Annotated in this window: 22 protein-coding genes; 17 read left to right on the top strand and 5 right to left on the bottom strand. The window is 74.2% G+C overall.

Annotated features, from left to right (window positions below):
* Positions 1-224 precede the first annotated feature (224 nt).
* The 7 genes from ssd to GKC29_RS02330 all read left to right on the top strand — a co-directional run bounded on the left by ssd (position 225) and on the right by GKC29_RS02330 (position 5,570).
* Positions 225-1,328 (top strand): septum site-determining protein Ssd, encoded by a 1,104-nt coding sequence (gene ssd / locus GKC29_RS02360; protein WP_155329257.1) that lies wholly within the window; start codon positions 225-227, stop codon positions 1,326-1,328.
* Positions 1,325-2,536: a TadA family conjugal transfer-associated ATPase gene (locus GKC29_RS02355; RefSeq protein WP_155329256.1), complete on the top strand. Its 1,212-nt coding sequence runs from the start codon at positions 1,325-1,327 to the stop codon at positions 2,534-2,536. Before ssd ends, GKC29_RS02355 begins: the two co-directional genes overlap by 4 nt.
* The gene (locus GKC29_RS30440) at positions 2,533-3,756 is read left to right on the top strand and encodes a hypothetical protein (RefSeq protein ID WP_370463299.1); all 1,224 of its coding nucleotides are present in this window, start codon (positions 2,533-2,535) and stop codon (positions 3,754-3,756) included. The genes GKC29_RS02355 and GKC29_RS30440 overlap by 4 nt, the downstream gene beginning before the upstream one ends.
* Positions 3,756-4,529 (top strand): type II secretion system F family protein, encoded by a 774-nt coding sequence (locus GKC29_RS02345; RefSeq protein WP_155329255.1) that lies wholly within the window; start codon positions 3,756-3,758, stop codon positions 4,527-4,529. Before GKC29_RS30440 ends, GKC29_RS02345 begins: the two co-directional genes overlap by 1 nt.
* A gap of 25 nt (positions 4,530-4,554) precedes the next feature.
* Positions 4,555-4,722 carry a DUF4244 domain-containing protein gene (locus GKC29_RS02340; protein ID WP_120727603.1) on the top strand — a complete coding sequence of 56 codons (168 nt, stop codon included), beginning with the start codon at positions 4,555-4,557 and terminating at the stop codon, positions 4,720-4,722.
* Complete coding sequence (locus GKC29_RS02335; protein WP_155329254.1) at positions 4,719-5,081, top strand: TadE family type IV pilus minor pilin; 363 nt, start codon at positions 4,719-4,721, stop codon at positions 5,079-5,081. The genes GKC29_RS02340 and GKC29_RS02335 overlap by 4 nt, the downstream gene beginning before the upstream one ends.
* Positions 5,082-5,168: 87 nt before the next feature.
* Positions 5,169-5,570, top strand: coding sequence for an Rv3654c family TadE-like protein (locus GKC29_RS02330; protein WP_230688891.1), 402 nt, complete (start codon positions 5,169-5,171; stop codon positions 5,568-5,570).
* Positions 5,571-5,692: 122 nt separating this feature from the next.
* Here the strand turns inward: GKC29_RS02330 and GKC29_RS02325 are convergent, their stop codons facing one another.
* From GKC29_RS02325 to GKC29_RS02315, 3 genes are all read right to left on the bottom strand, one after another.
* Entirely contained in the window at positions 5,693-6,271 is a 579-nt protein-coding gene (locus GKC29_RS02325; protein ID WP_155329252.1) for a hypothetical protein, read from the bottom strand.
* A gap of 82 nt (positions 6,272-6,353) precedes the next feature.
* Positions 6,354-6,560 (bottom strand): hypothetical protein, encoded by a 207-nt coding sequence (locus tag GKC29_RS02320; RefSeq protein WP_155329251.1) that lies wholly within the window; start codon positions 6,558-6,560, stop codon positions 6,354-6,356.
* A gap of 99 nt (positions 6,561-6,659) precedes the next feature.
* Complete coding sequence (locus GKC29_RS02315) at positions 6,660-9,125, bottom strand: DEAD/DEAH box helicase (protein WP_230688890.1); 2,466 nt, start codon at positions 9,123-9,125, stop codon at positions 6,660-6,662.
* 64 nt (positions 9,126-9,189) lie between these two features.
* Here GKC29_RS02315 and GKC29_RS02310 point away from each other — a divergent pair, with 64 nt between their 5' ends.
* From GKC29_RS02310 to topA, 6 genes are all read left to right on the top strand, one after another.
* On the top strand, positions 9,190-9,525 hold the full coding sequence (locus tag GKC29_RS02310; RefSeq protein ID WP_155329250.1) for an STAS domain-containing protein: 336 nt from the start codon (positions 9,190-9,192) through the stop codon (positions 9,523-9,525).
* Positions 9,525-9,959, top strand: coding sequence for an ATP-binding protein (locus GKC29_RS02305; protein WP_155329249.1), 435 nt, complete (start codon positions 9,525-9,527; stop codon positions 9,957-9,959). Before GKC29_RS02310 ends, GKC29_RS02305 begins: the two co-directional genes overlap by 1 nt.
* A 320-nt stretch (positions 9,960-10,279) precedes the next feature.
* Positions 10,280-12,634: a sodium-translocating pyrophosphatase gene (locus GKC29_RS02300; RefSeq protein WP_155329248.1), complete on the top strand. Its 2,355-nt coding sequence runs from the start codon at positions 10,280-10,282 to the stop codon at positions 12,632-12,634.
* Between the two features lie 171 nt (positions 12,635-12,805).
* Entirely contained in the window at positions 12,806-13,348 is a 543-nt protein-coding gene (locus GKC29_RS02295) for a hypothetical protein (RefSeq protein WP_155329247.1), read from the top strand.
* Positions 13,339-14,166 carry a hypothetical protein gene (locus GKC29_RS02290; RefSeq protein ID WP_155329246.1) on the top strand — a complete coding sequence of 276 codons (828 nt, stop codon included), beginning with the start codon at positions 13,339-13,341 and terminating at the stop codon, positions 14,164-14,166. The genes GKC29_RS02295 and GKC29_RS02290 overlap by 10 nt, the downstream gene beginning before the upstream one ends.
* Positions 14,167-14,440: 274 nt before the next feature.
* Positions 14,441-17,251, top strand: coding sequence for a type I DNA topoisomerase (gene topA / locus GKC29_RS02285; protein WP_155329245.1), 2,811 nt, complete (start codon positions 14,441-14,443; stop codon positions 17,249-17,251).
* A 164-nt stretch (positions 17,252-17,415) separates the two neighbouring features.
* Here topA and GKC29_RS02280 read toward each other — a convergent pair whose 3' ends face one another.
* Positions 17,416-18,732 carry a D-arabinono-1,4-lactone oxidase gene (locus GKC29_RS02280; RefSeq protein ID WP_155329244.1) on the bottom strand — a complete coding sequence of 439 codons (1,317 nt, stop codon included), beginning with the start codon at positions 18,730-18,732 and terminating at the stop codon, positions 17,416-17,418.
* Positions 18,733-18,958: 226 nt separating this feature from the next.
* On the opposite strand from GKC29_RS02280, the gene GKC29_RS02275 reads away from it, so the two are divergent.
* Positions 18,959-19,552: a TetR family transcriptional regulator gene (locus GKC29_RS02275; RefSeq protein ID WP_155333944.1), complete on the top strand. Its 594-nt coding sequence runs from the start codon at positions 18,959-18,961 to the stop codon at positions 19,550-19,552.
* Positions 19,553-19,636: 84 nt separating this feature from the next.
* On the opposite strand, the gene GKC29_RS02270 is transcribed toward GKC29_RS02275, so the two are convergent.
* Complete coding sequence (locus tag GKC29_RS02270; RefSeq protein WP_155329243.1) at positions 19,637-20,845, bottom strand: alanine racemase; 1,209 nt, start codon at positions 20,843-20,845, stop codon at positions 19,637-19,639.
* A gap of 218 nt (positions 20,846-21,063) precedes the next feature.
* Between GKC29_RS02270 and tmk the strand changes: the two genes are divergently transcribed.
* The 3 genes from tmk (at position 21,064) to GKC29_RS02250 (ending at position 25,027) form a co-directional block, all read left to right on the top strand.
* Positions 21,064-23,277, top strand: a complete 2,214-nt coding sequence (tmk, locus tag GKC29_RS02260) for a dTMP kinase (protein WP_370463298.1) — start codon at positions 21,064-21,066, stop codon at positions 23,275-23,277.
* Positions 23,277-24,551 (top strand): DNA polymerase III subunit delta', encoded by a 1,275-nt coding sequence (locus GKC29_RS02255; RefSeq protein ID WP_155329240.1) that lies wholly within the window; start codon positions 23,277-23,279, stop codon positions 24,549-24,551. Before tmk ends, GKC29_RS02255 begins: the two co-directional genes overlap by 1 nt.
* A 146-nt stretch (positions 24,552-24,697) precedes the next feature.
* Positions 24,698-25,027, top strand: a complete 330-nt coding sequence (locus GKC29_RS02250) for a YbaB/EbfC family nucleoid-associated protein (RefSeq protein WP_155329239.1) — start codon at positions 24,698-24,700, stop codon at positions 25,025-25,027.
* Position 25,028: the final 1 nt, after the last annotated feature.

Genomic DNA, 25,028 nt, shown 5'->3' with positions numbered 1-25,028 from the left:
CCACCACCGGTCTCCGCCCTGTGCGGTCAGGCGGCGTCAGCAGGCACGGCCACCTCGACGGACGCGCTCCTACCGGACGGCGGGCATAGCAGATCAACTGCCGTTTCGGGCGTTGTCCACAGGTGGCTCCGTCGTCCACAGGCGCCGTCCGAGGGGCGGCGCGGCGGGGGCGGAGCGAGCAGGGTTCCGAACCAGCGAATCCGAGCCGACCGCTGGAGGCCGTGATGCCACCCCGCACCTCCGTACCACCCCCTCGGCGCCTGCCCCTGCTCGTCACGTCCGACAGTGACCTGCTCGACGACCTGCTGCGGCTCGCCGCAGCCGGCGGCGTCGAGGTGGACCTCGCGCCGGATCCGGCGGCCGCCCGGTCCCGCTGGGCGCCCGCCCCGCTGGTGCTCGTCGGCACCGACCAGGCCCAGCAGTGCCTGCGGGCGCGCCTGCCGTACCGGCGTCGCCTGGTGCTGGTCGGTCGCTCCGGCGACCTTGAGCCCGGCTGGGAGGTCGCCGATCTGATGGGAGCCGAGCACGTCGCCACCCTGCCCGCCGCCGAGCCCTGGCTGGTGGACCGGTTCGCCGAGTGCGGCCCGGACCAGCCGGTCCCCGGCGGGGCCCGGGCCGTGGCCGTCCTGGGCGGTCGTGGTGGGGCCGGCGCGAGCATCCTCGCCGGCGGTCTCGCCGTCACGGCCGCCCGGTCCCGACTCCGCACGCTCCTCGTCGACGCCGATCCCCTCGGCGGCGGACTGGATCTCGTGCTGGGCTGGGAACAGCTGGACGGGCTGCGCTGGCCGGCGCTGACCGACGCCGAGGGACGGGTCGACGCGCCGGCTCTGGTGCGTGCCCTGCCGAGCCGGGGCGACCTGGTGGTGCTCTCGTGGGACCGGGGCGATCTCCTGCCGCTGCCCGCCCCGGCGATGGCGGCGACCCTCGACGCCGCCCGGCGTGGTCGGGACGTCGTCGTGGTCGACCTGCCGCGGCATCTCGACGACGCGGCGGTGACCGCTCTCCAGGCCGTCGACCGGGCGTTCCTCGTCGTCCCCGCCGAGCTGCGGGCCACGGCCGCGGCCGCCCGGGTGGTCGCCGCCGTCGCGCCGCACTGCGCCGACCTGTCGCTGATCGTCCGGGGGCCGGCGCCGGGCCGGCTCAAGGCCGCCGAGGTCGCGCGCGCACTCGGGCTCCCGCTCGCCGGGACGTTGCGCCCCGAGCCCGGGCTCTGCCGGGGCCTGGAACGCGGCGAAGCCCCAGCCGCCGACGGTCGGGGTTCGCTGGCGGCCCTGTGCCAACGGATCGTCGGCGAGCTGACCGGAGCGCCCGCGGCGGGTGCGGCGTGACCGGGCCCACCGACGGGGACGCGCTCGCCGCCCGCGTCCGGCAGCGGATCGCATCCTCGTCCGCGCCGGTCACCCCGGCCGCGATCGTCTCCGCCGTACGCGCCGAACCGACCGCCGCCGTGCTCGGCGACACCACGCTGCTCCGCCTGGCCGACCGGGTGCACGACGACCTGGTGGGCGCCGGCCCGCTCGCTCCGCTGCTGGCGGACCCCGAGGTGACCGACGTGCTCGTCAACGGCGTCCGGGTGTGGATCGACCGGGGGCAGGGCCTCCAACAGGTCCCGGTGCCGGTGGGCTCGGTGGACGACGTCCGCCGGCTCGCGCAGCGGCTCGCGGCGGGCGCCGGGCGCCGGCTGGACGACGGCTCCCCGTACGTGGACGCGCGGCTCGCGGACGGCACCCGCCTGCACGCGGTGCTGCCCCCGGTGGCGACGGACGGGCCGTACCTGTCCCTGCGGACCTTCCGGCAGCGGCCGTTCACCCTCGACGAGCTGGTCCGCCAGGGCACCGTGCCGCGTCCGGTGGCCCCGGTGCTGTCCGCGGTGGTGGCGGCCCGGCTCGCGTACCTGGTCGTGGGCGGCACGGGCTCCGGAAAGACGACACTGCTCAACACGATGCTCGGTCTCGTCCCGGCCACGGAACGGATCGTGCTCGTCGAGGACGCCGCCGAGCTGCACCCGAACCACCCGCACGTGGTGGGCCTGCAGGCCCGGACCGCCAACGTGGAGGGCTCGGGCGCCATCGGCCTGACCGACCTGGTACGCCAGGCGTTGCGGATGCGACCGGACCGGCTGGTGGTGGGTGAGTGCCGCGGGCCGGAGGTCGTCGACCTGCTGGCCGCACTCAACACGGGCCACGAGGGCGGCGCCGGGACGCTGCACGCCAACACCCCGTCGGACGTGCCCGCCCGGCTGGAGGCGCTCGGTCTGCTGGGCGGCCTGCCCCGGCCCGCGCTGCACGCGCAGGTGGCGGCGGCGCTCCAGGTGGTGCTGCACGTCCGGCGGCTGACGCGCGGACGGGTGCTGGAGTCCGTCTGCCTGCTCCTGCCGGAGGGGCCCGACCGGCTGGTCAGCGCCGTGCCGGCGTGGGTCCGCGGTGGCGGCCCGGCGTCCGCCGCCCGACGGCTGGCGGAGTTGCTGAAGGGGCGGAACGTCGCGGTCCCCCCGATCCTGCACGGGCCCTGGCCCGGATCGGCGGGGCCGGCATGATCCCGCCGTACCTGCTGCTGACGCTGGTCCTGGTGACCCTGACGGCCGTCGCGTGCCGGCCGCTGCTGGTCATCCGTCGACGTGCGCCCGGTGCCGGCACTACGCCGGTCGTCGAGGATCCCCTGGTCGCGTGGGTGACCAGCCTGCGGCGCGACTTTCCCGCGCCGGTCGGTGGCGCGCGACCGGACCGGGACGAGACCTCGACATCGACTCCCGGCGACCTGCCCGCGGCCGGGCCGGCGACGAAGGTGGCGCGGATCCCGATCTCCCGGTCGAGGGTGGACACGCCGCAGGGCGAGCCGTCGCCGGCCGATCCGGGCCGGGCGTCGGTGGCGGGCCCGACCGGAGTGGGTGAGTGGTCGCCGGTTCCGGTCGGCCGGCCGGCCCGCTTGTCACGTGCGCCAGCGGCGGCCGACCTGCGCACGTCGCCTGGTACGCCGGGCACGCGTGGCCCGGGCCGCACCGGACCGCCGCCTCGGCGGGATTCCCGACGGCCGGGCGGGTCACCTCCGCCTGCCGGCGACGGCCGTCGGGCATCAACCTTCCGCACGGCGGTCGCCGGCTCGGGCCGGCCCGGAGCGACGGGCATGGCGGGTCGGCGTTGGTGGCCGGCTCCGGCGGCGTCGCCGAGGCGCGCCCTGCTGGTGGTCGGTGTGGTGACGGCAGCCCTGGGTGCCCTGGTGGGCGGTCCGGTGGCGGCGGTCGCCGCCGGGGCGTACGGCACGGTGGGAGTCCGCGCACTGCTGCGACGGGAGGCGTCGCGTAACGCCCGACGAGCCCGGAAGCAGCGGCTGGACCAGCTCTGTGACCTCGCCGCCGACCTGCGGGCCGGCCTGCCGGTGGCCCAGGCGGTCGCACTGTCGGCAGCCGTGACCGACGGATCGGGAGGTTCGCTGGCCCGGACCGCCGTGCACCTCGCCGACCGGACCGGCGCCCCGCTGGCGGAGTTGCTGGAGCGGATCGACGTGGACGCCCGCTCGGCCGACCGGGGCGTCGCCGCCGCGGCAGCCCAGGCGGCCGGCGCGCGGGCGACCGCCTGGCTCCTCGCGGCACTGCCGCTCGGGGGAATGGGCCTCGGGTACGGCATCGGCGTCGACCCGGTCGCCGTGCTCCTGCACACCCCCGTCGGCGGGGGTTGTGCCGTCCTGGCCGTCGCCCTACAGGTCGCCGGGCTGCTCTGGGCCGAACGGCTCACGTCGATCCCCGTGCGAGACGCGTGATGGTCCGGACGGTCCTGACCGTGGGCTGCCTGTCCGCGGGTGTGCTGCTGGCGTCGGCCCTGTGGACGAGCCGTCGCCCGGTACGTCGCCTACGGGACCTGCGGCGCGCCCCGGCCGCCCCGCGACGGATCCGTTCAGGGACCCCGGCGGACGCGTCCAGCCGGCAGCGGCGCCGGCTCCGGCCGGACAGGATCCGGCTCGTCGCGGCGTTCGTCGGCGTGGCCATCGTCGTGGTGGTCGGCGGCTGGCCGGGGCTCCTCGGCGCGCCGGTCGCCACCGTGGTGCTGGACCGGGCGCTGCGGCGGATCGAGTCGCCGGCCGTACGCGAGCGGCGCCGCCGGGAAGCGGAGGACCTCCCGCTCGCCGCGGATCTCCTGGCCTCGGCGATGCGCGCGGGCGCCCCGGTCGACCGTTCGGTGCTGGCCGTGGCGGAGGCGTTCGAGAGCCCGCTCGGGGAGCGTCTCGCCCGGGTCGGCCGGCTCCTTCGGCTCGGGGCCGACCCGGCGGAGGCGTGGGCGTCACTCGAACCGGTGCCCGGCGCCGAGCGGCTGATCGCGGCGGCGCTCCGCTCGGCGACCAGCGGTGCCGCCCTGGCCGGCGCGCTGACCCGCCTCGCCGACGACCTGCGGGCCGATCGGGCCACGGCGGCCGAGGCGGCTGCCCGTCGGGCCGGGGTGCTGATCGTGCTGCCGTTGGGGCTCTGCTTCCTGCCGGCCTTCATTCTCGCCGGTCTGGTGCCGGTGATCGTCGCCGTCCTCGGTGACGTGCTCTGACCGCCTTCGAGAAAGGACAACGCACATGCGCAGACTCATCGCCCGCCTTCGCGGGGACGCCGGGATGAACACCGCCGAGTACGCCGTCGGCACGCTCGCCGCGGTCGCCTTCGCCGGCATCCTGCTCAAGGTGCTGACCTCCGGCAACGTGCAGTCCGCGTTGACGGCCGTCATCGACCGGGCACTCAAGTGACGCGGCGCCGGTGGGCCGGCCGTGACCGCGGATCCTTCACCGCCGAACTGGCGGCCGGGCTTCCGGCGCTGCTGCTGTTCCTGTTCACGGGCCTGACCGCGGTCCACGCGGTGGGCACGAAGGGCGAATGCGTGCACGCGGCCCGGGAGGCGGCGATCGCCGCCTCCCGGGGCGACGACGGACGGGCCGCCGCTGACCGGGTCGCCCCACCCGGGGCGGAGGTGTCCGTCACCGTGGACGGGGACCGGGTACGCGCGACGGTCCGGGCCCCGGTCCGTGCTCTGGGTGCTCGGCTTCCCCGGCTCACGGTCGCCGCGACCGTTGTGGCCGCCGTCGAGCCCGGCGCCCATCTCCCGTGATCCGCAGATCGCCATCGGACACCTCCGCCCCAGGCGTGAGCGTCGATTTGCCGCGCTGAAATGACGTATCCGATCGGGGGGAACGACATGAGGGCCGACGTGGACGAAGACCGGGGTGGCGCGAGCGTGCTCCTGCTCGCCGTCGGGATCGCGTTCGTCCTGTTCGGTACGGCCGGCGCGGCGGTGGCGGCCGCCCGGGTCGCGCGGCAGCACGCCGGTGTCGCGGCGGACCTCGGTGCCCTGGCCGGTGCCGGTGACGCCGTCCGGGGCGGTGCGGCGGCGTGCGCGTCGGCCGCCAGCGTCGTCTCGGACAACGGGGGACGGCTGGTCTACTGCCGGCTCGACGGGCTGGACGTCCTGATCACGGCGGAGGTGACGGTGACACCGATGCCGGGCCTGACCCGAGTGGCGACCGCCCGAGCCCGGGCCGGCCCGGTCCGAGCCGGGGCGGCGACGAACGGCGCGGGCGGCGGGGCGAGTCCGAGTTGACCCGGCGACGGCGCCCGCCCGAGCCGAAACCCGGGCCGAAACCCGGGCCGGATCCCGGGCCGAGACCGGGCCGGTACCCGGCGACGGCGACGGCGACTTCGGCCCGGGCCGAAGGCTCGACGTCAGCGGGCCTGGAGGGCGTCCAGGGCGATGGCCATCGCGATCACCAGCCGGCGGTCGATCTCCGGGTGCTGGATCTGGACGACGTACCGGTCGCGGAGACCCCACTGCTTGACGACGGAGAAGACCGGCTGGCCGTCCGCGACGAAGTCGAAGTGGTACGGCAGCCAGGACAGCGAGTCGACGAAGCGCCGGAGCAGGGCCACCGGCAGGGACCGTTCCTGCCCGGTCACCTGGGGCAACCCGGCCTGCTCGACGTGCCAGGTCGAGCGGAGCAGGGACTGCGCGAAGTCCTTACGGAACGCCCCGATCGGGTTGCCGGCGTGGTCGGTGACGTCGTACGTGGCACCGAGGTCGAGACGCTGCCGCGCCTTGAAGCCGAGCAACGGCTGCTGCTTCGAGTCGTCGGTGTAGATCGTCACCTGCTCCTTGAAGGCGAGCCGCTTCTGCTGCGCGAAGGCCAACAGGCCGCCTTCGGAGCCGTCGGGGGCGACGGCGTGGACCTCGTACTGGTTGACCATCAACCGGATCCGCTGCCGGATGTGGAACTGCTGCTGAGCCTGCACATTGTCGGGTTGCATGAGATCTCCTTCAGAGGGTGGGGCGGAGTCTCGCACAGCCCGGGCCCCGCCGCCTGCCTCTTGAGCCCCGGACGGCCAAGTGTCAGCAGCGGCCGTCGGCCGTCGTGCGCAGGGCCCAGGTCTGGAGGATCTGGTGGATGGCGTGCAGCCGTTCGTTGATCTGGTCCAGCCGCTCGGCCTGGGCGAGCGTCGCGAGGGCGGTGCCGAGCGCGATCTGCTGGTCGGGAGTGAGGTTGTCCTGGTCGATCGTGTAGAGCAGGTCGACGGTCTCGGCGATGGTGTCGGCCATGATCCCTCCGTTGGCAGGGAGAACAGATCCATGGAAGCGCTCCCAATAATGCCCCGGCGCGCGACGTTCCATGCCCGGCGGGCACCTGGTGGGACGCGCTCACGCCGGAAGGTTGGCCAGCACCACGTCGAGGACCCGGACGGCGTCCGGCTTGGAGAGCGGGTTGTTGCCGTTGCCGCACTTCGGGGACTGGACGCACGACGGGCAGCCGGACTCGCAGGCGCACTCCGCGATCGCGTCCCGGGTCGCGCGCAGCCAGGCCGACGCCGTCCCGTACGCGCGCTCGGCGAAACCGGCCCCACCCGGGTGCCCGTCGTACACGAAGACCGTCGGCGCCTCGGTGTCCGGGTGCACCGCCGTGGAGAGTCCGCCGATGTCCCACCGGTCGCAGGTGGCCATCAGCGGCAACAGCCCGATCGCGGCGTGCTCGGCGGCGTGCAGCGCGCCCGGCACGTCGGCCGGGTCGACCCCGGCCGCCGTGAGGGACTCCGGCGAGAGGGTGAACCAGACCGCCACGGTGCGCAGCTCACGGGCGGGAAGGTCCAGCGGGCGGGTGTCGATGACCTCGCCGGTGGCGATCCGCCGGCGCTGGTACGACACCACCTGGCTGGTCACGTCGACCTCGCCGAGGAAGAGCCCGACCGGCCCGGCGTCCACGTACGACCGCACCGACACCACCGACAGCGACGTGACGTCCCGGGCATGGGTGGACCAGTCCGGCTCCTCGGGGTGCACCAGCGCGCACCCGTCGGCGAGGTCGAGGGTGTCGACGACGTACGACACGCCCTGGTGCAGGTAGACCGCCCCGGTGTGGAGCAGGAAGTGCGACGACCCGCCGTCGACCGTGCCGAGCAGGCGGCCGGTCGCGGCCTCCACCACGCAGACCGGCGCGCCGTCCTCGCCGCGCAGGTCGACCTCGGGGCGCTCCCGGTGCCGCCAGTACCAGCCGGTCGGCCGTTGCCGCAGCGCGCCGGCCTCCACCAGCGCGTCGACGGCCTCCTTCGCCCCGTTGCCGAACAGTTCCAGGTCGGCCGGGGTGAGCGGCGCCTCGGCCGCCGCGCACGCCAACTGCGGCCCGAGGACGTACGGGTTGGCCGGGTCGAGCACGGTCGCCTCGACGGGCGCCCCGAAGACCGCCTCCGGGTGGTGGACGAGATAGGTGTCGAGCGGGTCGTCCCGGGCCACCAGCACGGCCAGCGCCTCCTGGCCGGAGCGCCCGGCCCGGCCGGCCTGCTGCCAGAGCGACGCCCGCGTGCCCGGGTAACCGCAGATCAGCACCGCGTCCAGCCCGACCAGGTCGACCCCCAGTTCCAGCGCGTTCGTCGAGGCCAGCCCGAGCAGGTCGCCGTGCAGCAGCGCCCGCTCCAGTTCACGCCGCTCCTCGCGCAGGTAGCCGGCCCGGTAGGCGGCCACCCGCGCACCGAGCCCGGGCATCGCGTCGTCCAGGGCGCGCCGGGCGTTCGCGGCCACCACCTCGGCGCCCCGCCGGGATCGGACGAACGCCAACGTGCGGACCCCCGACGCGACCGTGTCGGCGAGCAGGTCCGCGGTCTCCCGCAGTGCGGACCGTCGGACCGGCGCGAGATCGACGTCGTCGGGGGAGGCGCTGGCCGCGGGCAGCAGCGGCGGTTCCCACATCGCGAAGGTCACCCCGCCGCGCGGCGACGTGTCCTCGGTGACGGCCGTCACCGGCAGGCCGGTGAGCCGCCCGGCCGCCGCGGCCGGGTCACCCGACGTGGCCGAGGCCAGCACGAAGACGGGGGTACGCCCGTAGCGCGCGCACTGCCGCCGCAACCGGCGCAGCACGTGGGCGACGTGCGAGCCGAACACCCCCCGGTAGGTGTGGCACTCGTCGACCACCACGTACGCGAGCCGACGCAGGAAGCCCGACCACTGCGCGTGCCCGGGCAGGATGCCGTGGTGGAGCATGTCGGGATTGGTCAACACGAACCGGGAGTGCCGCCGGATCCACTCCCGCTCGGCGCGCGGGGTGTCCCCGTCGTAGCAGGCGGGGCGTACCCCCTCCAACTCCAGGTCGGCGACGGCGCGCACCTGGTCGGCGGCGAGCGCCTTGGTCGGCGCGAGATAGAGCACGGTGGCCCGGGGGTCGGCGAGCAGGGTGGCCAGTGCGGGCAGCTGGTACGCCAGCGACTTGCCGGAGGCCGTGCCGGTGGCGACGACGACGTGCGTCCCGGCGTACGCGAGATCGGCCGCCTCGGCCTGGTGCCGCCACGGCGCGACCACGCCCCGGCGGGCGAACGCCGCTCGCAGCTCGGCCGGGGCCCAGTCGGGCCAGGGCGCGGGCGTGCCGGGGCGGGCCGGCACCCGCTCCACGTGCGTGACCGGGTCGGCTTCGCCACGGGCGCGCAACCGGGCCAGCAGGTCGGCCGGCGCGGGGCCGGGGCCGGCGCTCGGCGTGGCGGCGACCGACGGCTTCAGGTCGTGGCGCGGCGTCGGACGCGCCGAGCTGAAGCTGTCGACAGTCACGTCCTGCACTCTCGCACGGGTGTTCGGAGATGAAAAGCAGGGGCCCGGGGTAAGAGGTGGGCCGCCGCCGGTGACCATCAGGGCATCCGGCGGTAGTGGTTGAATGCCCTGGAGAGTTTACGGCTCTTGCGAGGAGGGACCGATGGAGCTGTCACTGGCGACCCGCACCGTGGGCGAGCACACGGTGCTCGAGGTCGGCGGTGAGGTGGACGTCTACACCGCCCCCCGGCTGCGCGAACGGCTCCTCGAACTGATCGACGGCGGCGCCCGGCACGTCGTGGTCGACCTCGGCCGGGTGGACTTCCTCGACTCCACCGGGCTCGGCGTACTGGTGGGCGCCCTCAAACGGCTGCGCACCGCGGGCGGCACGTTCGCCCTCGTGTGCGACAAGGAGCCACTGCTGAAGATCTTCCGGATCACCGCACTCGACCAGGTCTTCCCGCTCCACCCGACGGTCGACGCGGCGACCGGCGCGTGATGGCCACCGTCCGCCTCTCGTTCTCGCCGGCACCGGTGCACGTCCGCACCGCCCGACTGGTCGGGGTCGCGGTCGCCCGGCGGGCGGGCGTCCGGGAGGACCTGCTCGACGAGGTGCGGCTCGCGATCGGTGAGGCGTGCACCCGGGCGGTCGCCCTGCACCGGCAGTACGGCCTGCCCGACCCGGTGCTGGTGGAGATGTCCGACTCGGGGGCGTACGCCGTGCGGGTCGTCGACCGGGCGCCGATCGAGGCCGGGATCGGCCTGGCCGCGCTGCCGCCGGACGAGTTGGCCAAGGAGTCGCTCAGCGAGGACGCCCTGACCACCGGCGTCGGCTTCGCGCTGCTCGCCGGCTTCGTCGAGGACCTCCAGGTGCGTCCGGTGGACGAGGGTGTCGGCACCGAGGTGCGGATGGTGTGGCCGGTCGCCCGCTGACCTGATCTTTCTTGCCGCAGGCCGCGTCCCGATCAGGGGCGCGGCCTGATCGTCATGGACGCCCTCCTATATCAGATTTCTCCTCATAACACAGCGACGAAGATCATCCGGACACGGTGGCCCCTCGGTGTGACCTCCGACACTGCGGAGGGCTACAGTACCCGGGTTGTCAGCAAGTGATCCATCCCGCACCCAGCGGGAACGGTGTTCATCGCTGGTCCGCTCGGGGTGGGTTGGCGCGTGCTTGCGACACCGCATCCAGGCGCCGGCCGGTGCGTCTCCACCGGTCGGGCGCGAGCGTTCGGTACAGGAGGACACAGATGTCCGACACCTTGGCCGCAGACAGCGGCGGGATCTCCCTCACCGGGGACAATGTCACGTACGTGGTTCTCGCCGCCGTGATCGCGGCCGTGGCGCTGGTCTTCGCCGCCACGTTGACGAGGACCGTGCTGGCGGCCGGCAGAGGCACCACCAACATGCAGGAGATCTCGGGGGCGGTGCAGGAGGGCGCCTCGGCGTACCTGCTCCGGCAGTTCCGCACCCTGGCGATCTTCGTGGTCGTCGCCGTGGTGCTGCTCTTCCTGCTGCCGGTGCACGACACCGACGGCAGCGAGACGGCGGTGAAGATCGGCCGATCGGCCTTCTTCGTCGTCGGCGCGCTGTTCAGCGCGTTCATCGGTGGCGCCGGAATGTGGCTGGCCACCCGGGCCAACCTGCGGGTCGCCGCAGCCGCCCGCGAGCGTGAGGGCGGCCGCGAGGCGGCCATGCGGATCGCGTTCCGCACCGGTGGCGTGGTCGGCTTCCTCACCGTCGGCCTCGGTCTCCTCGGTGCCGCGCTGGTCGTCCTGTTCTTCAAGGGTGACGCCCCGACCGTGCTGGAGGGCTTCGGCTTCGGCGCCGCGCTGCTCGCCATGTTCATGCGGGTCGGCGGCGGCATCTTCACCAAGGCCGCCGACGTCGGCGCCGACCTGGTCGGCAAGGTCGAACAGGGTATCCCCGAGGACGACCCGCGAAACGCCGCCACCATCGCCGACAACGTGGGTGACAACGTCGGCGACTGCGCCGGCATGGCCGCCGACCTGTTCGAGTCGTACGCGGTCACCCTGGTCGCCGCGCTGATCCTCGGCCGCGCCGCCTTCGGCGAGCAGGGCCTGGTCTTCCCGCTGATCATCTCCACCATCGGTGTGCTCGTCGCGATCATCGGCGTCTTCATCACCCGGCTGCGCGCCTCGGACCGCTCCGGCCTGACCGCCATCAACCGGGCCTTCTACATCTCGGCGCTGCTCTCCGCGGTGCTGGTCGCCGCCGCCACCTGGGCGTACCTGCCGGCGACCTTCGCCGAGCTGGAGGGCGGCCTGACCGACGTGGACGAGAACCCGCGCGTGGTCGCCATCGGCGCGGTCGTCATCGGCATCGTGCTGGCGGCGGCGATCCAGGCGCTGACCGGCTACTTCACCGAGACGAACCGCCGCCCGGTGCAGGACATCGGCAAGAGCAGCCAGACCGGCCCGGCGACCGTCATCCTCGCCGGCATCAGCGTCGGCCTGGAGTCGGCGGTCTACTCGGCGCTGCTGATCGCCGCGGGCGTCTTCGGCGCGTTCCTGCTCGGCGGCAGCTCCATCACGCTGTCGCTGTTCGCCGTCGCGCTGGCCGGCACCGGCCTGCTCACCACGGTCGGCGTGATCGTCGCCATGGACACCTTCGGCCCGATCTCCGACAACGCGCAGGGCGTGGCGGAGATGTCCGGTGACATCGACGAGCACGGCGCCCGAACGCTGACCGAGCTGGACGCCGTCGGCAACACCACCAAGGCGATCACCAAGGGCATCGCGATCGCCACGGCGGTGCTCGCCGCCACCGCGCTGTTCGGTTCGTACACCGACACGCTGCGCACCGCGTACTCGGACGCGGGTGTCGCCGACGTCGGCGCCGAGATCCTCAACTCGCTGAACGTGGCGAATCCGCGCAACCTGGTCGGCCTCATCATCGGCGCGGCGGTGGTCTTCCTCTTCTCCGGGCTGGCCATCAACGCGGTGTCCCGCTCGGCGGGCGCCGTCGTGATGGAGGTCCGCCGGCAGTTCCGCGAGCTGCCCGGGATCATGGACCGCACGCAGCGCCCCGAGTACGGCAAGGTCGTCGACATCTGCACCCGGGACGCGCAGCGCGAGCTGATGACCCCCGGCCTGCTGGCGATCATGGCGCCGATCGCGGTCGGCTTCGGCCTCGGGCCGGGCGCTCTGGCGTCGTACCTGGCCGGCGCCATCGGTGCCGGCACGCTGATGGCGGTGTTCCTGGCCAACTCCGGTGGCGCCTGGGACAACAGCAAGAAGATGGTCGAGGACGGCGCGTACGGCGGCAAGGGCTCCGAGGCGCACGCCGCGACGGTCATCGGCGACACCGTCGGCGACCCGTTCAAGGACACCGCCGGTCCGGCGATCAACCCGCTGATCAAGGTGATGAACCTGGTCTCGCTGCTGATCGCCCCGGCCGTGGTGGCCTGGAGCGTGGGCGACGACCGCAACACCGGCCTGCGGATCACCATCGCGGTGGTGGCGACGCTGGTCGTCGTCGCGGCGGTCGTGTTCAGCAAGCGCAAGGGCGTGGCGATGGCGGACTCCGGCACCGGCACCGGCGCCGGCAACCCCGACCAGCGACCGGAGACGGTCAACGCCTGAACCCGACCCGGTCCCCGGCCGGCGTGGCCGGCCGGGGACCGGCGGGCCGACATCGACCGGGGACCGGCGGGCCGAGCGCAGGACCGGCGGGTCGGGCCTGACCGGCCGGGGACCGCACACCGGCCAACCTGACCGGTGTGCGGCGGGACGCGACGCCGTACGCTGCAACGCATGCGTACGTGCCGGGCGGCAGCCGCCGGAAAGCTGACGGCGCTGCTGGCCACGGTCGTCCTGCTGGGCGCGGGCTGCGCCGGCGGGCCGAGCCCCCGGGCCTGGGCGGCGTCGGTCTGTTCGGCCCTGACACCCTGGCGCGCCGAGATCAGCAAGCTCACCAGCAGCACCGACCAGCAGATGACCGCCCAGACCACACCGGCGCAGGCCAAGGAGAACCTGGTGCGGCTCTTCGACGGCGCGGAGCAGGCCAGCGAGACCGCGCGCCGCAAGGTCGAGCAGGCCGGCATTCCGGACGCCGAGAAGGGGGCCGAGGTGTCGGAGGGCTTTCGGACGTCGCTGGCGCGGATGCGCGACGCGTACGGCAAGGCGCGCGACGTCATCGACGGCCTGAGCACCAGCCAACCCACCGTCTTCTACGACGGGGTGCGGGCCGCGGTGGAGACGCTGAACCGGGAGTACGACGCCAGCGCGCTGGACACCACCCGGCTCAACTCGGAGGAGTTGAAGCGCGCCTTCGCCGAGGTCCCCGAGTGTCGTTGAGCGGTGCCGCCGGATCGTCGGACGCGGAGTCGCTGCCGACGCTCTTCCCGGTGCCCGAGCCGGCCGTACCGGCTCCCGCGCGACCCGCTCGCCGGCGGCGTCCCGCCCCGCCCGTCGATCCGCCGGCCGTCGGCGCGGCGGACCCGGCCGCCGGGGCGGATTCCGGCACCGCCGAGGCGGACGAGGGCCCGGGGCGGAGCGGCGGGTCCCGCCCCGCCGGCCATCCGCCGGGCCCGGACGATCCCCGCCGGCAGTTGGCCTTCTTCGGCGCCGAGGCCACCGACCCGTCCGTCGCCGACCTGGCCGGCCTGCTCGCCGGGCCCGCCGACGTGTCGGTCATGGGCGGCACCGCCCGGCTGGCGGTGGTGGTCGACGCCGCGTGGCGGGTGCACGTGCTCGTCGCCGAACTGGCCGCCCGGGGCCTGCGAGCGAGCTGGGCGGAAACCGGGGACGGGCGGCACGCGGTGCGGACGTCGTACACCCGGCTCCTGAAGCCGCTCGCGGCGGCGTGGCTGGACGGCCCGGCGAAGCGCCCGCCGGACGGCTTCCACCTGAACGGCCGGCGACTGCGGCTGTGGCTCGCGGCCGCCGGGTCGGTGGAGCCGCCGGACGTCCTGCTGCGCCTCGGCGCCGCCGCCGACGCGCACCTGGCGGCGGTCGGCGCCGCCCTGGCCGCGGCCGGCCTGCCCAACGCCGTGCTCGACCCCGATGTCCCCGCCTACCGCGTCACCGGTCGCCGCGACCTGACCCGCCTGACCGAGCTGATCGGCGACCCCCCGCCGCGCACCCCACCGGGATCCTGGCCCATCCGCCCCTGACGACGAGGGGCGAGGGTGGGGGCGGCGAACGGGTGGGGACGGGTCGGCTACAGGGCTTGTTCGTCACGGGAGACCACTCGGCGGGCCACGGGCGGTGTACGGTGGCGCCGTCCGGCCCCGCCGGCCGCGAGAGGGAGTGGTTTGTCGCCCGCGAAACCCGAATCGCGGGCGACGCGTTACGTTGGACATCCGGACCGCCGGGCCCGGAGGGGTCGAGTGCGGCCCGAACCGGGCGGCCGGGCGGTCACGAACAGGAGTGAGGTCGGAGAGAGACGTGCCGAGCAACGCTGGAACCACCCGTCTGGTCATCGTCGAGTCACCGGCGAAGGCCAAGACGATCTCGGGCTACCTCGGCCCGGGGTACGTCGTGGAGGCCAGCTTCGGGCACGTCCGCGACCTGCCGCGCAACGCCGCCGACGTGCCGGCGAAGTACAAGGGCGAGCCGTGGGCGCGGCTCGGCGTCGACGTCGACAACGGCTTCCACGCCCTCTACGTGGTCTCGCCGGACCGCAAGCAGCAGATCAGCAAGCTGACCAAGCTGGCCAAGGAGGTCGACGAGATTCTCCTGGCGACGGACGAGGACCGCGAGGGCGAGGCGATCGCCTGGCACCTGGTGGAGACGCTCAAGCCCAAGGTGCCGGTCAAGCGGATGGTCTTCCACGAGATCACCAAGCCGGCCATCCAGGCCGCGGTGGCCAACCCCCGGGAGATCGACCGGGACCTGGTCGACGCGCAGGAGGCCCGCCGCATCCTCGACCGCCTCTACGGCTACGAGGTCTCGCCGGTGCTGTGGAAGAAGGTCATGCCGAAGCTGTCGGCGGGGCGGGTGCAGTCGGTGGCGACCCGCATCGTCGTCGAGCGGGAGCGCCAGCGGATGGCGTTCCGCACCGCCGAGTACTGGGACATCCTCGCGACCCTCGCGGTCGCCCGGGCCGGCGAGGGGCCGCGCACCTTCAACGCCACGCTGATCGCGCTGAACGGCGACCGGATCGCCACCGGCAAGGACTTCGAGCCGACCACCGGCCGGGTGAAGGCCGGCGCGGGTGTCGTCCACCTGGACGAGGGCGGGGCGCGCGGGCTGGCGGCCCGGCTGGAGGGCCGGCCGTTCACGGTCACCCGGGTGGAGGAGAAGCCCTACCGCCGGCGGCCGTACGCGCCGTTCATCACGTCCACCCTCCAGCAGGAGGCGGCCCGTAAGCTGCGGTTCTCGTCGCAGCAGACGATGCGTACCGCGCAGCGGCTCTACGAGAACGGCTACATCACCTACATGCGTACCGACTCGGTGAACCTGTCGGAGACCGCCATCGCGGCGGCCCGCCGGCAGATCGTCGAGCTGTACGGCGAGCGCAGCGTGCCGCCGGAGCCGCGCCGCTACACCGGCAAGGTGAAGAACGCGCAGGAGGCGCACGAGGCGATCCGCCCGGCGGGCGACAACTTCCGCACCCCGGGTGAGGTGGCCAAGGAGCTGTCCGCCGAGGAGTTCAAGCTCTACGAGCTGATCTGGCGGCGCACGATCGCCTCGCAGATGACCGACGCGGTCGGCTCCAGCGTGTCGGTGCGCATCCGGGCGACCACGGCCGGCGGCGAGGAGGCCGACTTCGGCGCCACCGGCAAGACCATCACCGACCCGGGCTTCCTGCGCGCGTACGTCGAGTCCAGCGACGACGAGAACGCCGAGGCGGAGGACGCCGAGCGCCGCCTGCCCACGCTGGTGAAGGACCAGCCGCTCACCGCCGACGAACTGGCCGCGCAGGGCCACCACACCCAGCCGCCGGCCCGCTACACCGAGGCGTCCCTGGTCAAGGCCCTGGAGGAGCTGGGCATCGGCCGCCCGTCGACGTACGCGTCGATCATGCAGACCATCCAGGACCGGGGGTACGTCTTCAAGCGCGGGCAGGCGATGATCCCGTCGTTCCTGGCGTTCGCGGTGGTCGGGCTGATGGAGCGGCACTACCCGCGCCTGATCGACTACGACTTCACCGCCAGCATGGAGAACGAGCTGGACGAGATCGCCGGTGGCGACCACGCGGCGGTCGACTTCCTCACCGCGTTCTACTTCGGCAGCGCCAACGGCGCCGGCGACCAGGACATCGCCCGTTCCGGTGGCCTGAAGAAGCTGGTCACCGAGAACCTGAGCGACATCGACGCCCGCAGCGTCAACTCGATCCCGCTGTTCACCGACGACGAGGGGCGCGAGGTCGTGGTGCGGGTCGGCCGGTTCGGGCCGTACCTCCAGCGGGCGATTCCCGGCGAGGTGCCGCCGCCGAAGGCGGAGGGCGAGGAGGGCGGCGCCCCGGGCGACCGCGCGCCGATCCCGGAGGGGCTGGCACCGGACGAGCTGACGCCGGAGAAGGTGCACGAGCTGTTCCTCGGCGGTGGGGGCGAGCGCAAGCTCGGTGACGACCCGGCCACCGGCGAGCCGATCCTGCTCAAGTCCGGCCGGTACGGCCCGTACGTGGCCAGCGGCGAACGCAAGTCGTCGCTGCTGCGTTCCCAGTCGCCGGACTCGCTGACCTTCGAGGAGGCGCTCAAGCTGCTCAGCCTGCCCCGGCTGGTCGGCGTCGACCCGGAGGGCAACGAGGTCTTCGCCAACAACGGCCGCTACGGGCCGTACGTCAAGCGGGGCGAGGAGTTCCGGTCGCTGGACTCCGAGGACAGGATGTTCACGGTCACCCTCGACGAGGCGCTGGCCCTGCTCGCCGCCCCGAAAGCCCGCCAGCGCCGGGCGGCCGCGCCGCCGCTGCGGGAGATGGGCGTCGACCCGCTGACCGAGAAGCCGCTGGTCATCAAGGACGGGCGGTTCGGGCCGTACGTGACCGACGGGGAGACCAACGCGTCGCTGCGGCGCGGCCAGACGCCGGAGGCGCTGACCATGGAGGAGGCGTCGGAGATGCTCGCCGAGAAGCGGGCGAAGGGTCCGGCGCCCCGCAAGAAGGCGGCGAAGAAGGCCGCGCCGGCCAAGAAGACCGCGGCGAAGAAGACCGCCGCGGCCACCAAGGCGACGGCGGCGAAGAAGGCGACGACCGCGAAGGCCACCCCGGCCAAGAAGGCCGCCCCGAAGAAGGCCACGACGTCGACGGAGTGACGCCGCCTCGGGCCGCGCGGTGTCATGGCGGCCGCGACCCTGCTCGGCGCCCTTTGCTCTGCTTCAACGGACGCAACGCTTTCTGAGCGGAACCGGTGCGTGGAGTGAAGCAGAGCAAAGGGGCCGGACCGGTCACCCGAGCCCGGCGGCGGGGACGTCCGGCGTCAGGAGCCGAGGACCCGGTCCAGGTGGGGCGACGCGAAGACACGGTCGGGGTCGAGGCGGTCGCGGACCTGCTGGAAGGCCTGCCAGCGCGGGTACGCGGACGCCAGCGACGCCGCGTCGCGCCAATGCAGCTTGCCCCAGTGCGGCCGGCCGCCCAACCCGGCCGCCACCTCCTCGAAGGCCCGGAAGTACGGCTCGTACGGCATGCCCACGTACTGGTGGACCGCGATGTACGCGGAGTCCCGGCCGTGACCGTGGGACAGCCAGACGTCGTCGGCGGCGGTGAACCGCACCTCCACCGGGAACAGCACCTTGAACGGCAGCCCGTCGACGATCCCGCGCAGGGCGTCCAGGGCCGGTTCGAGGGCGTCGCGCGGCAGCGCGTACTCCATCTCCACGAAACGGACCCGGCGCGGGGTGCAGAAGACCGTGTCGGAGCGGCCGGTGTAGCGGCGTTCGGTGAGCGCCCGCGCGGAGACCGCGCTGATGGTCGGCGCGAGCGCCGGCACGGCGCGGCCCAGCCGACAGGCCCCGGCGAAGACGGTGTTGGCGAGGAACTCGTCGTCAAGCCAGCCCCGCCAGCGGGGCAGCGGCCGGTCGTCGACGGGCACCCGGTCGTTGGTCTTGACCTGCACCCGGTCGGTGTACGGGAACCAGTAGAACTCGACGTGGTCGTGGCGGCCCAGCAGGGCCGGCAGGTCGGCCAGCACATCGGCTAGCGGCGCCGGGCGCTCGTGCGCGAGCAGCACGAACGCGTCCACGCAGCGCAGCGTCACGTCGACCAGCACGCCGAGCGCGCCCAGCGAGACCCGGGCGGCGGCGAACACGTCGGGCTGCTCGTCGGCGGAGCAGTGCAGCACCTCGCCGGTGCCGGTGACCAGGGTGAGCGACTCGACGAACGTGGACAGGCAGCCGTACCCGGCGCCGGTGCCGTGCGTGCCGGTCGAGATCGCGCCGGCGACGGTCTGCGCGTCGATGTCGCCGAGGTTGGGCAGGGCCAGCCCGTGCTCGGCGAGGAGCCGGTTGAGCGCCCGCAGCGTGATCCCGGCGGGTACGGTGACCAGTCGACGGTCGACGTCGACGCGGACGCCGGTGTCCAGGTCGGAGAGTTCCATCCGGTGCCCGTCGGTCAGCGCGACGGCGGCGAAGGAGTGGCCGCTGCCGACCGCCCGGATCCGCTCGCCCGCTGTGGCGGCGGCCCGGACGGCGTCGGCGACGTCGTCGACGGACCTGGGACGCAGGACGGCCGTGGCGGTGCCACGCTGATTGCCGGCCCAGTTCGACCAGGCGGTTACGGAGGGTGCGGTGGCGACCATGGGACACTCCTCGACATGAATATGAACTGACTTCATATCAGGAACGTTCTACCTGGTAAATACCGCAATCGAGGTCCGCTCGTTGTACCGGTAGTCACGGACTCGTGACGTGCAGATATGTTCATCCGTCGAAGGGGGGTGGCGCCGAGTGTCCACACCAGCCGCCACGACCGGGCCGCTGCGCCGCGTACCGGTGCAGGGTCGAAGTGTCGCGCGGGTCCAGCGGATGCTGGACGCCTGTGCCGAGCTCGTCGACGAGGTGGGGTACGAGGGGCTGACCACGACTCTGCTCGCCGAGCGTGCCGAGGTGGCGATCGGGTCGGTCTACCAGTTCTTTCCGGACAAGCGGGCGATCGTGCAGGCGCTGACCCTGCGCACGATGGAGTCCTACCTCCAGCGGCTCGACGAGAGGTTCGCCTCGGACGACCTGACCCACTGGTGGGACGGTGTCGACGCGGCGATCGACGAGTACATCACGATGCACCGTACTGTCCCGGGGTTCCGTACCCTGCACTTCGGCGACGTGGTCGACCTGCACCTGCTCGATGAGCAGCGGGACAACAACGGGGTGATCGCCGATCAGCTCGCCCGCGTGCTCACCGAACGCTTCGGGCTGACCGACGTACCGGACCTCCGGTTCCACCTGGAGATCGCGGTCGAGGCCTCCGACGCGCTCATCAAGCTGGCGTTCCGCCGGCAGCCGGAGGGCGACGCCCGGGTGCTGACCGAGGCCAAGGCGCTCATCCGGGAGTACCTGCACCGCCAGGTCGACGCCCGGGAGAGCGCGGGCCAGCCGGCGGAGGTGGCCCAGCCGGCCTGACCGCCGTACGACCTGCCCGGACCGCCCGCAACCGGCCCGGTCGGCGGCGACGCGACCACGCGGGCGCGTCGCCTCGCCGGCGGCTCACAGGAAGGCCCGGCCCTCACCGCGGTACGTCGGGACGGTCGCCACCGCGGTGTCGCCGTCGACCAGGTGCAGCTCGTTGACGTGCTCGGCGAGCTCGCCGGCCTTGGCGTGCCGGAACCACACCCGGTCGCCGACCCGCAGCGTCGCGGCGGCTGTGCCGGTCAGCGGGGTCTGCACCTCGCCGGCCCCCTCGGTGCCGACCAGCTCCAGCCCGACCGGGAGGACCGGCCGGGGGAGCCGGCTGCGCTCGGCGGGGCCGGAGGCGATCCAGCCGCCGCCGAGCACGGTGGCGTAGCCGGGGGCGGGACGGCGGACCACCGCGCAGGCGAAGAACGCCGCCGGGGTGGGGCGCCAGGCCCGGTAGGCGTCGAACAACGTCGGCCCGTACAGGCCCGATCCCGCGGTGACCTCGGTGACCGCGGGATCGGCGCTGGTGGCGGCCACGCTGCCGGTGCCGCCGCCGTTGACGAATTCCAGGTCGGCGTGCTCGCGGACGGCGGCCACCGCCGCGCTGCGGCGGGCCAGCAGCTCGCGGTACGACCCGCGCTGGGCCAGCCGGATCGCCGCGCCGAGCGCCGCCCGCCCCGGCGGCGCGTCGCCCAGGCCGGCGATCTGCGCCTCGTACGCCATGAGGCCGACCAGCCGGAAGCCGGCGCGGGCCGTGACGGTGGCGGCGAGCGCGCCGGCCGCCCGGGCGCTGTGCACCGGTGAGCGGCGGACGCCGACGTGCACCCGCCCGCCCAGTAGCCGCCACGACGCGTCCAGGTCGAGGCATACCCGCAGCTCGGACCGTCGATCGGGGGCGGCGACCGAGTCCACCAGGTCGAGCTGGTCGGTGCCGTCGACCATCAGCGTCACCGCGGCGGCGAGCGCCGGGTCGGCCGCCAGTTCGGCGAGCGCGGACCGGTCGGCCGTGGGGTACGCCACCAGCGCGTCGTCGGTCACGCCGGAGCGGACCAGCCAGAGTGCCTCGGGCAGGGTGAACGCCATCACGCCCCGCCAGCCCGGGTTCGCCAGGGTGCGGGAGATCAGGTCCCGGCTGCGGACGGACTTGCTGGCGACGCGGACCGGCTTACCTGCCGCGCGGTCCACCAGGGCGGCGGCGTTGGCGTCGAACGCGGCGAGGTCGACGACCGCGTACGGCGGGTCGAGGTGCGCGGTGGCGCGGTCGAGTCGATCGCGGAGGTCGTGCCTGTCGGTGGCCACGTGGTGCACGCTAACCGTCCCGGGCTCAATGCGAAATACCCTCGCGTCTGTCCGGGCTGCGGTGGGTGGTCGCGTCGGCCTACGCTCGGCGAGCAGGGGAATGTCGCGGTGGGGAGGGTCCCCACCGGGTCTAGAGTGTTGCACCGGGACCGCCCAGCGATGGGCCGCCACGTGGAGGTACGGCCATCGAAAGCCAGCAGAACGGCGAGTCGCCCGGCGTGTCGCCGTCCGGAGCGCAGCCCGACTCGACCGGCGCCCAGCCGGGCCCGTCCACGTCCGGAGCCAAGACCGCCGCGCAGCCCGACCACTCGGGCTACGCCGCCATCCGCTCGGTGCTGCGCATCCGCCCGTTCCGGCGGCTCTGGATCGTGCTCGGCGCCGCCTCGTTCGGCGACTGGTTCGGCCTGCTCGCCACGTCCGTCTTCGCGGCCTCCCAGGTGGAGGGGAGCACCGCGAAGGGCGCGGCCTTCGGCGGCGTGATCGCCGTCCGCCTGCTGCCCGCCCTCGTGCTCGGTCCGATCGCCGGCGTGCTCGCCGACCGGTTCGACCGGCGGTGGACGATGGTCATCTGCGACGTGCTGCGGTTCCTGCTGTTCGCCTCGATCCCGCTGGTCGCGCTGCTCGGCGCGAGCGGGCCGGTGGTGGTCGGCTGGGCGGCGGTCGCCACCTTCCTGATCGAGTCGGTCACCCTGCTCTGGATCCCGGCCAAGGAGGCCGCGGTCCCCAACCTGATCCCCCGGGCGCGACTCGAGGCCGCCAACCAGCTCACGCTCATCACCACGTACGGCATCACGCCGGTGCTCGCCGCGATCGTCGCGGCGGTGCTGGACCGCAGCGTGCGGACCGTCACCGGCGGGGACCTCCCGTCCTGGGCGGAACCGGCCCAGCTCGCGCTCTGGATCAACGCGTTCTCCCGGCTGGCGACCGCCCTGGTCGTCGCGTTCGGCATCCGCGAGATCAGCCAGGCGCGGCCCGGCGAGCGGGAGCGCACCGAGCAGACCATGCTCCGCCAGTTCACCGAGGGCTGGCGGTTCATCGGCAAGACCCCGCTGGTGCGGGGCCTGGTGCTCGGCATCTTCGGCGCCTTCGCCGGCGGCGGCATCGTGATCGGCACCGCCCAGTTCTTCGCCACCTCGCTGAACGCCGGCGACGCGGCCTTCTTCCTGCTCTTCGGCGCCATCTTCATCGGCCTGGCGGTCGGCATCGGCCTCGGGCCGATGATCGTGAAGGAGATGTCCCGCCGCCGCTGGTTCGGCATGAGCATCGTGCTGGCCAGCGCGGCGGTGATGACCCTGGCCTTCGCCATCCACCTGTCCATGGCGATGGTCGGCGCGATCCTGGTCGGCGCCGGAGCCGGCATGGCCTTCCTCTCCGGCGTCACCCTCCTCGGCGGCGAGATCGCCGACGAGGTCCGCGGCCGGGTGTTCGCCGTCGTGCAGATCGGCACCCGGCTGGTGCTGATCCTCGCCATCGCGCTGGGCAGCCTCCTCGCCGGTCTGGGCGGCTCCCGCACCCTCGACGTCGCCGGCGCCGAGTTCTCGGTCTCGTCGACCCGGCTGCTGCTGCTCGTCGCCGGCGCCGCCGGCATCTTCGCCGGAATCAGCGCGTTCGGGCAGATGGACGACAAGAAGGGCGTCCCGGTCCTGGCCGACCTATGGGGCTCGGTACGCGGGCGCCCGCTGATGCCGGCCGAGCCGTTCGTCTCCACCGGGCTGTTCGTGGTGTTCGAGGGCGGCGAGGGAGCCGGCAAGTCCACCCAGCTCGGTCTCCTCGCCGACCGGCTGCGGGAGCAGGGGCGGGACGTGGTGGTGACCCGCGAGCCCGGCGCCACCCCGGTCGGCGAGCGGATCCGGTCCCTCCTGCTCGGCCAGCCCGGCTCCGACGTGCCGTCGCCGCGCGCCGAGGCGCTGCTCTACGCCGCCGACCGGGCCCACCACGTGGCCACCGTCGTCCGGCCGGCACTGGCCCGGGGCGGCGTCGTGATCAGCGACCGTTACGTCGACTCGTCGCTCGCGTACCAGGGCGCCGGGCGGACGCTGCCGGTCGACGAGGTCTCCTGGCTCTCCTCCTGGGCCACCGGTGGGCTCAAGCCCGACCTGGTGGTGCTCCTCGACGTGGATCCGCGTACCGGCCTGTCCCGGGTGGCCAGCCGTGGCGAGGACCGCGACCACCTGGAGGCGGAGTCGGTGAGCTTCCACGAGCGGGTCCGGTACGCGTTCCTCGACCTCGCCGCCGCCGACCCGAAGCGCTACCTGGTGCTGGACGCCTCCCGCCCGGTGACGGAGATCGCCGAGTCGGTGGCCCGGCGGATCGACGAGATGGCGGGTGCGCCGGGCGGCATCGCGCACCCGCGCCCGGCGAGTGGCCCGGACACCTCCGTGCAGCCGGAGTTATCCGACGCGGAGCTGGTGACGATGGAGCATCGGACCTGATGCCGGACGTCTTCGCCGACCTGGTCGGCCAGGACGAGGCGGTCGACACCCTGCGCCGGGCCGCCGCGGCGGCCGCCGCCGTGCTGCGCGCCGCCGCGCACCGGCCGGACGAGGCCGACGAGCTGGCCGCCCTCGTCGAGGAGGTCGAGGTGGCGCCGGGCGCGAGTGGCGTGTCGCCGGGCGACCCGGGGGCGGGCATGACCCACGCCTGGATCTTCACCGGGCCGCCCGGCTCCGGCCGCTCGGTCGCCGCGCGGGCCTTCGCCGCCGCGCTGCAGTGCGTCCACGGCGCCGGCTGCGGCACCTGCCCCGGCTGCCACACGACGCTCGCCGGCACCCACGCCGACGTGCGGCTGGTGGTGCCGGAGGGGCTCTCCATCGGCGTCAGCGAGATGCGGGCCCTGGTGCTGCGCGCCGCCAGCACCCCGTCCGGCGGGCGCTGGCAGGTGGTGGTCATCGAGGACGCGGACCGGCTCACCGAGGCGGCCGGCAACGCGCTGCTCAAGGCCGTCGAGGAGCCCCCGCCGCGCACCGTCTTCCTGCTCTGCGCCCCGTCCACGCACCCGGACGACATCTCCGTGACGATCCGGTCGCGGTGCCGCGTCGTACCGCTGCGGCAGCCGCCGCCGGACGCGGTGGCCGAGGTGCTGGCCCGGCGGGACGGGATCGCGCCCGACGTGGCACGGTGGGCCGCGGCGGCCGCGCAGGGGCACGTCGGGCGGGCTCGGCGGCTGGCCCGCGACCCCGAGGCGCGCAAGCGGCGGGACGCGGTGCTGGCGGTGCCTCGCCGGCTGACCGGGGTGGGTGCCGCCTTCGACGCGGCCTCCGCGCTGATCGAGGCGGCCGAGGCGGAGGCCGAGGCGTCGGTGGCGGAGACGGACGCCGCCGAGCGCGCCGCGCTGGAGACCGCCCTCGGCGCGGGTGGTACCGGCCGCGGCGCGGCCGGCGCCATCCGGGGTGCCGCCGGGCAGCTCAAGGAGCTGGAGAAACGGCAGAAGTCCCGGGCCACCCGGGCGCAGCGGGACGCGCTGGACCGGGCCCTGGTGGACCTGGCCGGCTTCTACCGGGACGCGCTCACCATGGCGCTGCGCGCCTCCGTCGCGCCCGTGCACACCGACACCGCCTCCCTCGCCGAGGCCGGAGCGCGGAAGTGGGACGCCGAGGGCGCGCTGCGCCGCCTGGAGGCGGTGCTGGCCTGCCGTGCGGCGATCGAGGCGAACGTGAAGCCCCGCATCGCCGTCGAGGCGATGATGCTCGCCCTCTGGAAGGGCTGACAGCCGCTGGCAGCTCCCACCGGCCGGACCGGTCGTCCACAGGGCATCGACAGGCGCGATTGCTGTGCGGTACGGTCCGGTGTGCCATGCACGGTGACCATGACGCCACGCTGAGTGAGGTCCGGGTCCGTCCGGGAGGAGCGCGGATGCCGCGGGGGGAGATCGACGAGGCCTGGATCGAGGAGGCGGTGCGGCGCTACCGCCGCGTCGAGTCCCTCCAGGCCGAGTTCGACCAGGCGGTCACGACGGTCGAGGTCACCGTCCGCTCGCCGGACGGTCTGGTCGAGGTGGTGGTGACCGCCGGCGGGCGGATCACCGACGTGCGGTTCCTCGGCCCCCTGCACAACCGTCACCCACGCGACGTCGCCGGCTCCGTCCAGGCCGCGGTCGCGGCGGCCGCCGACGCGGCGCAGTGGGCCCGGGAGAAGCTGCACAACGAGACGTTCGCCGCCTACCGTCCGCTGGCGGGGGCCTGAC

Source organism: Micromonospora sp. WMMC415 (assembly GCF_009707425.1).
Taxonomy (GTDB): domain Bacteria; phylum Actinomycetota; class Actinomycetes; order Mycobacteriales; family Micromonosporaceae; genus Micromonospora.
The sequence above is the reverse complement of the archived record's forward strand: the minus strand, read 5'-3'. Positions and strand labels throughout refer to the sequence as shown.

Excerpts from the sequence above, each read along its gene's own strand:
- ssd (WP_155329257.1), top strand. The coding sequence starts at position 225 with ATGCCACCCCGCACCTCCGTACCACCCCCTCGGCGCCTGCCCCTGCTC.
- GKC29_RS02295 (WP_155329247.1), top strand. The coding sequence starts at position 12,806 with ATGCGTACGTGCCGGGCGGCAGCCGCCGGAAAGCTGACGGCGCTGCTG.
- GKC29_RS02305 (WP_155329249.1), top strand. The coding sequence starts at position 9,525 with ATGGCCACCGTCCGCCTCTCGTTCTCGCCGGCACCGGTGCACGTCCGC.
- GKC29_RS02255 (WP_155329240.1), top strand. The coding sequence starts at position 23,277 with ATGCCGGACGTCTTCGCCGACCTGGTCGGCCAGGACGAGGCGGTCGAC.
- GKC29_RS02345 (WP_155329255.1), top strand. The coding sequence starts at position 3,756 with ATGGTCCGGACGGTCCTGACCGTGGGCTGCCTGTCCGCGGGTGTGCTG.
- GKC29_RS02310 (WP_155329250.1), top strand. The coding sequence starts at position 9,190 with ATGGAGCTGTCACTGGCGACCCGCACCGTGGGCGAGCACACGGTGCTC.
- GKC29_RS02315 (WP_230688890.1), bottom strand. The coding sequence starts at position 9,125 with ATGGTCACCGGCGGCGGCCCACCTCTTACCCCGGGCCCCTGCTTTTCA.
- GKC29_RS30440 (WP_370463299.1), top strand. The coding sequence starts at position 2,533 with ATGATCCCGCCGTACCTGCTGCTGACGCTGGTCCTGGTGACCCTGACG.
- GKC29_RS02250 (WP_155329239.1), top strand. The coding sequence starts at position 24,698 with ATGCCGCGGGGGGAGATCGACGAGGCCTGGATCGAGGAGGCGGTGCGG.
- GKC29_RS02280 (WP_155329244.1), bottom strand. The coding sequence starts at position 18,732 with ATGGTCGCCACCGCACCCTCCGTAACCGCCTGGTCGAACTGGGCCGGC.
- GKC29_RS02325 (WP_155329252.1), bottom strand. The coding sequence starts at position 6,271 with ATGCAACCCGACAATGTGCAGGCTCAGCAGCAGTTCCACATCCGGCAG.
- GKC29_RS02275 (WP_155333944.1), top strand. The coding sequence starts at position 18,959 with ATGCTGGACGCCTGTGCCGAGCTCGTCGACGAGGTGGGGTACGAGGGG.
- GKC29_RS02320 (WP_155329251.1), bottom strand. The coding sequence starts at position 6,560 with ATGGCCGACACCATCGCCGAGACCGTCGACCTGCTCTACACGATCGAC.
- GKC29_RS02300 (WP_155329248.1), top strand. The coding sequence starts at position 10,280 with ATGTCCGACACCTTGGCCGCAGACAGCGGCGGGATCTCCCTCACCGGG.
- GKC29_RS02340 (WP_120727603.1), top strand. The coding sequence starts at position 4,555 with ATGCGCAGACTCATCGCCCGCCTTCGCGGGGACGCCGGGATGAACACC.
- GKC29_RS02330 (WP_230688891.1), top strand. The coding sequence starts at position 5,169 with ATGAGGGCCGACGTGGACGAAGACCGGGGTGGCGCGAGCGTGCTCCTG.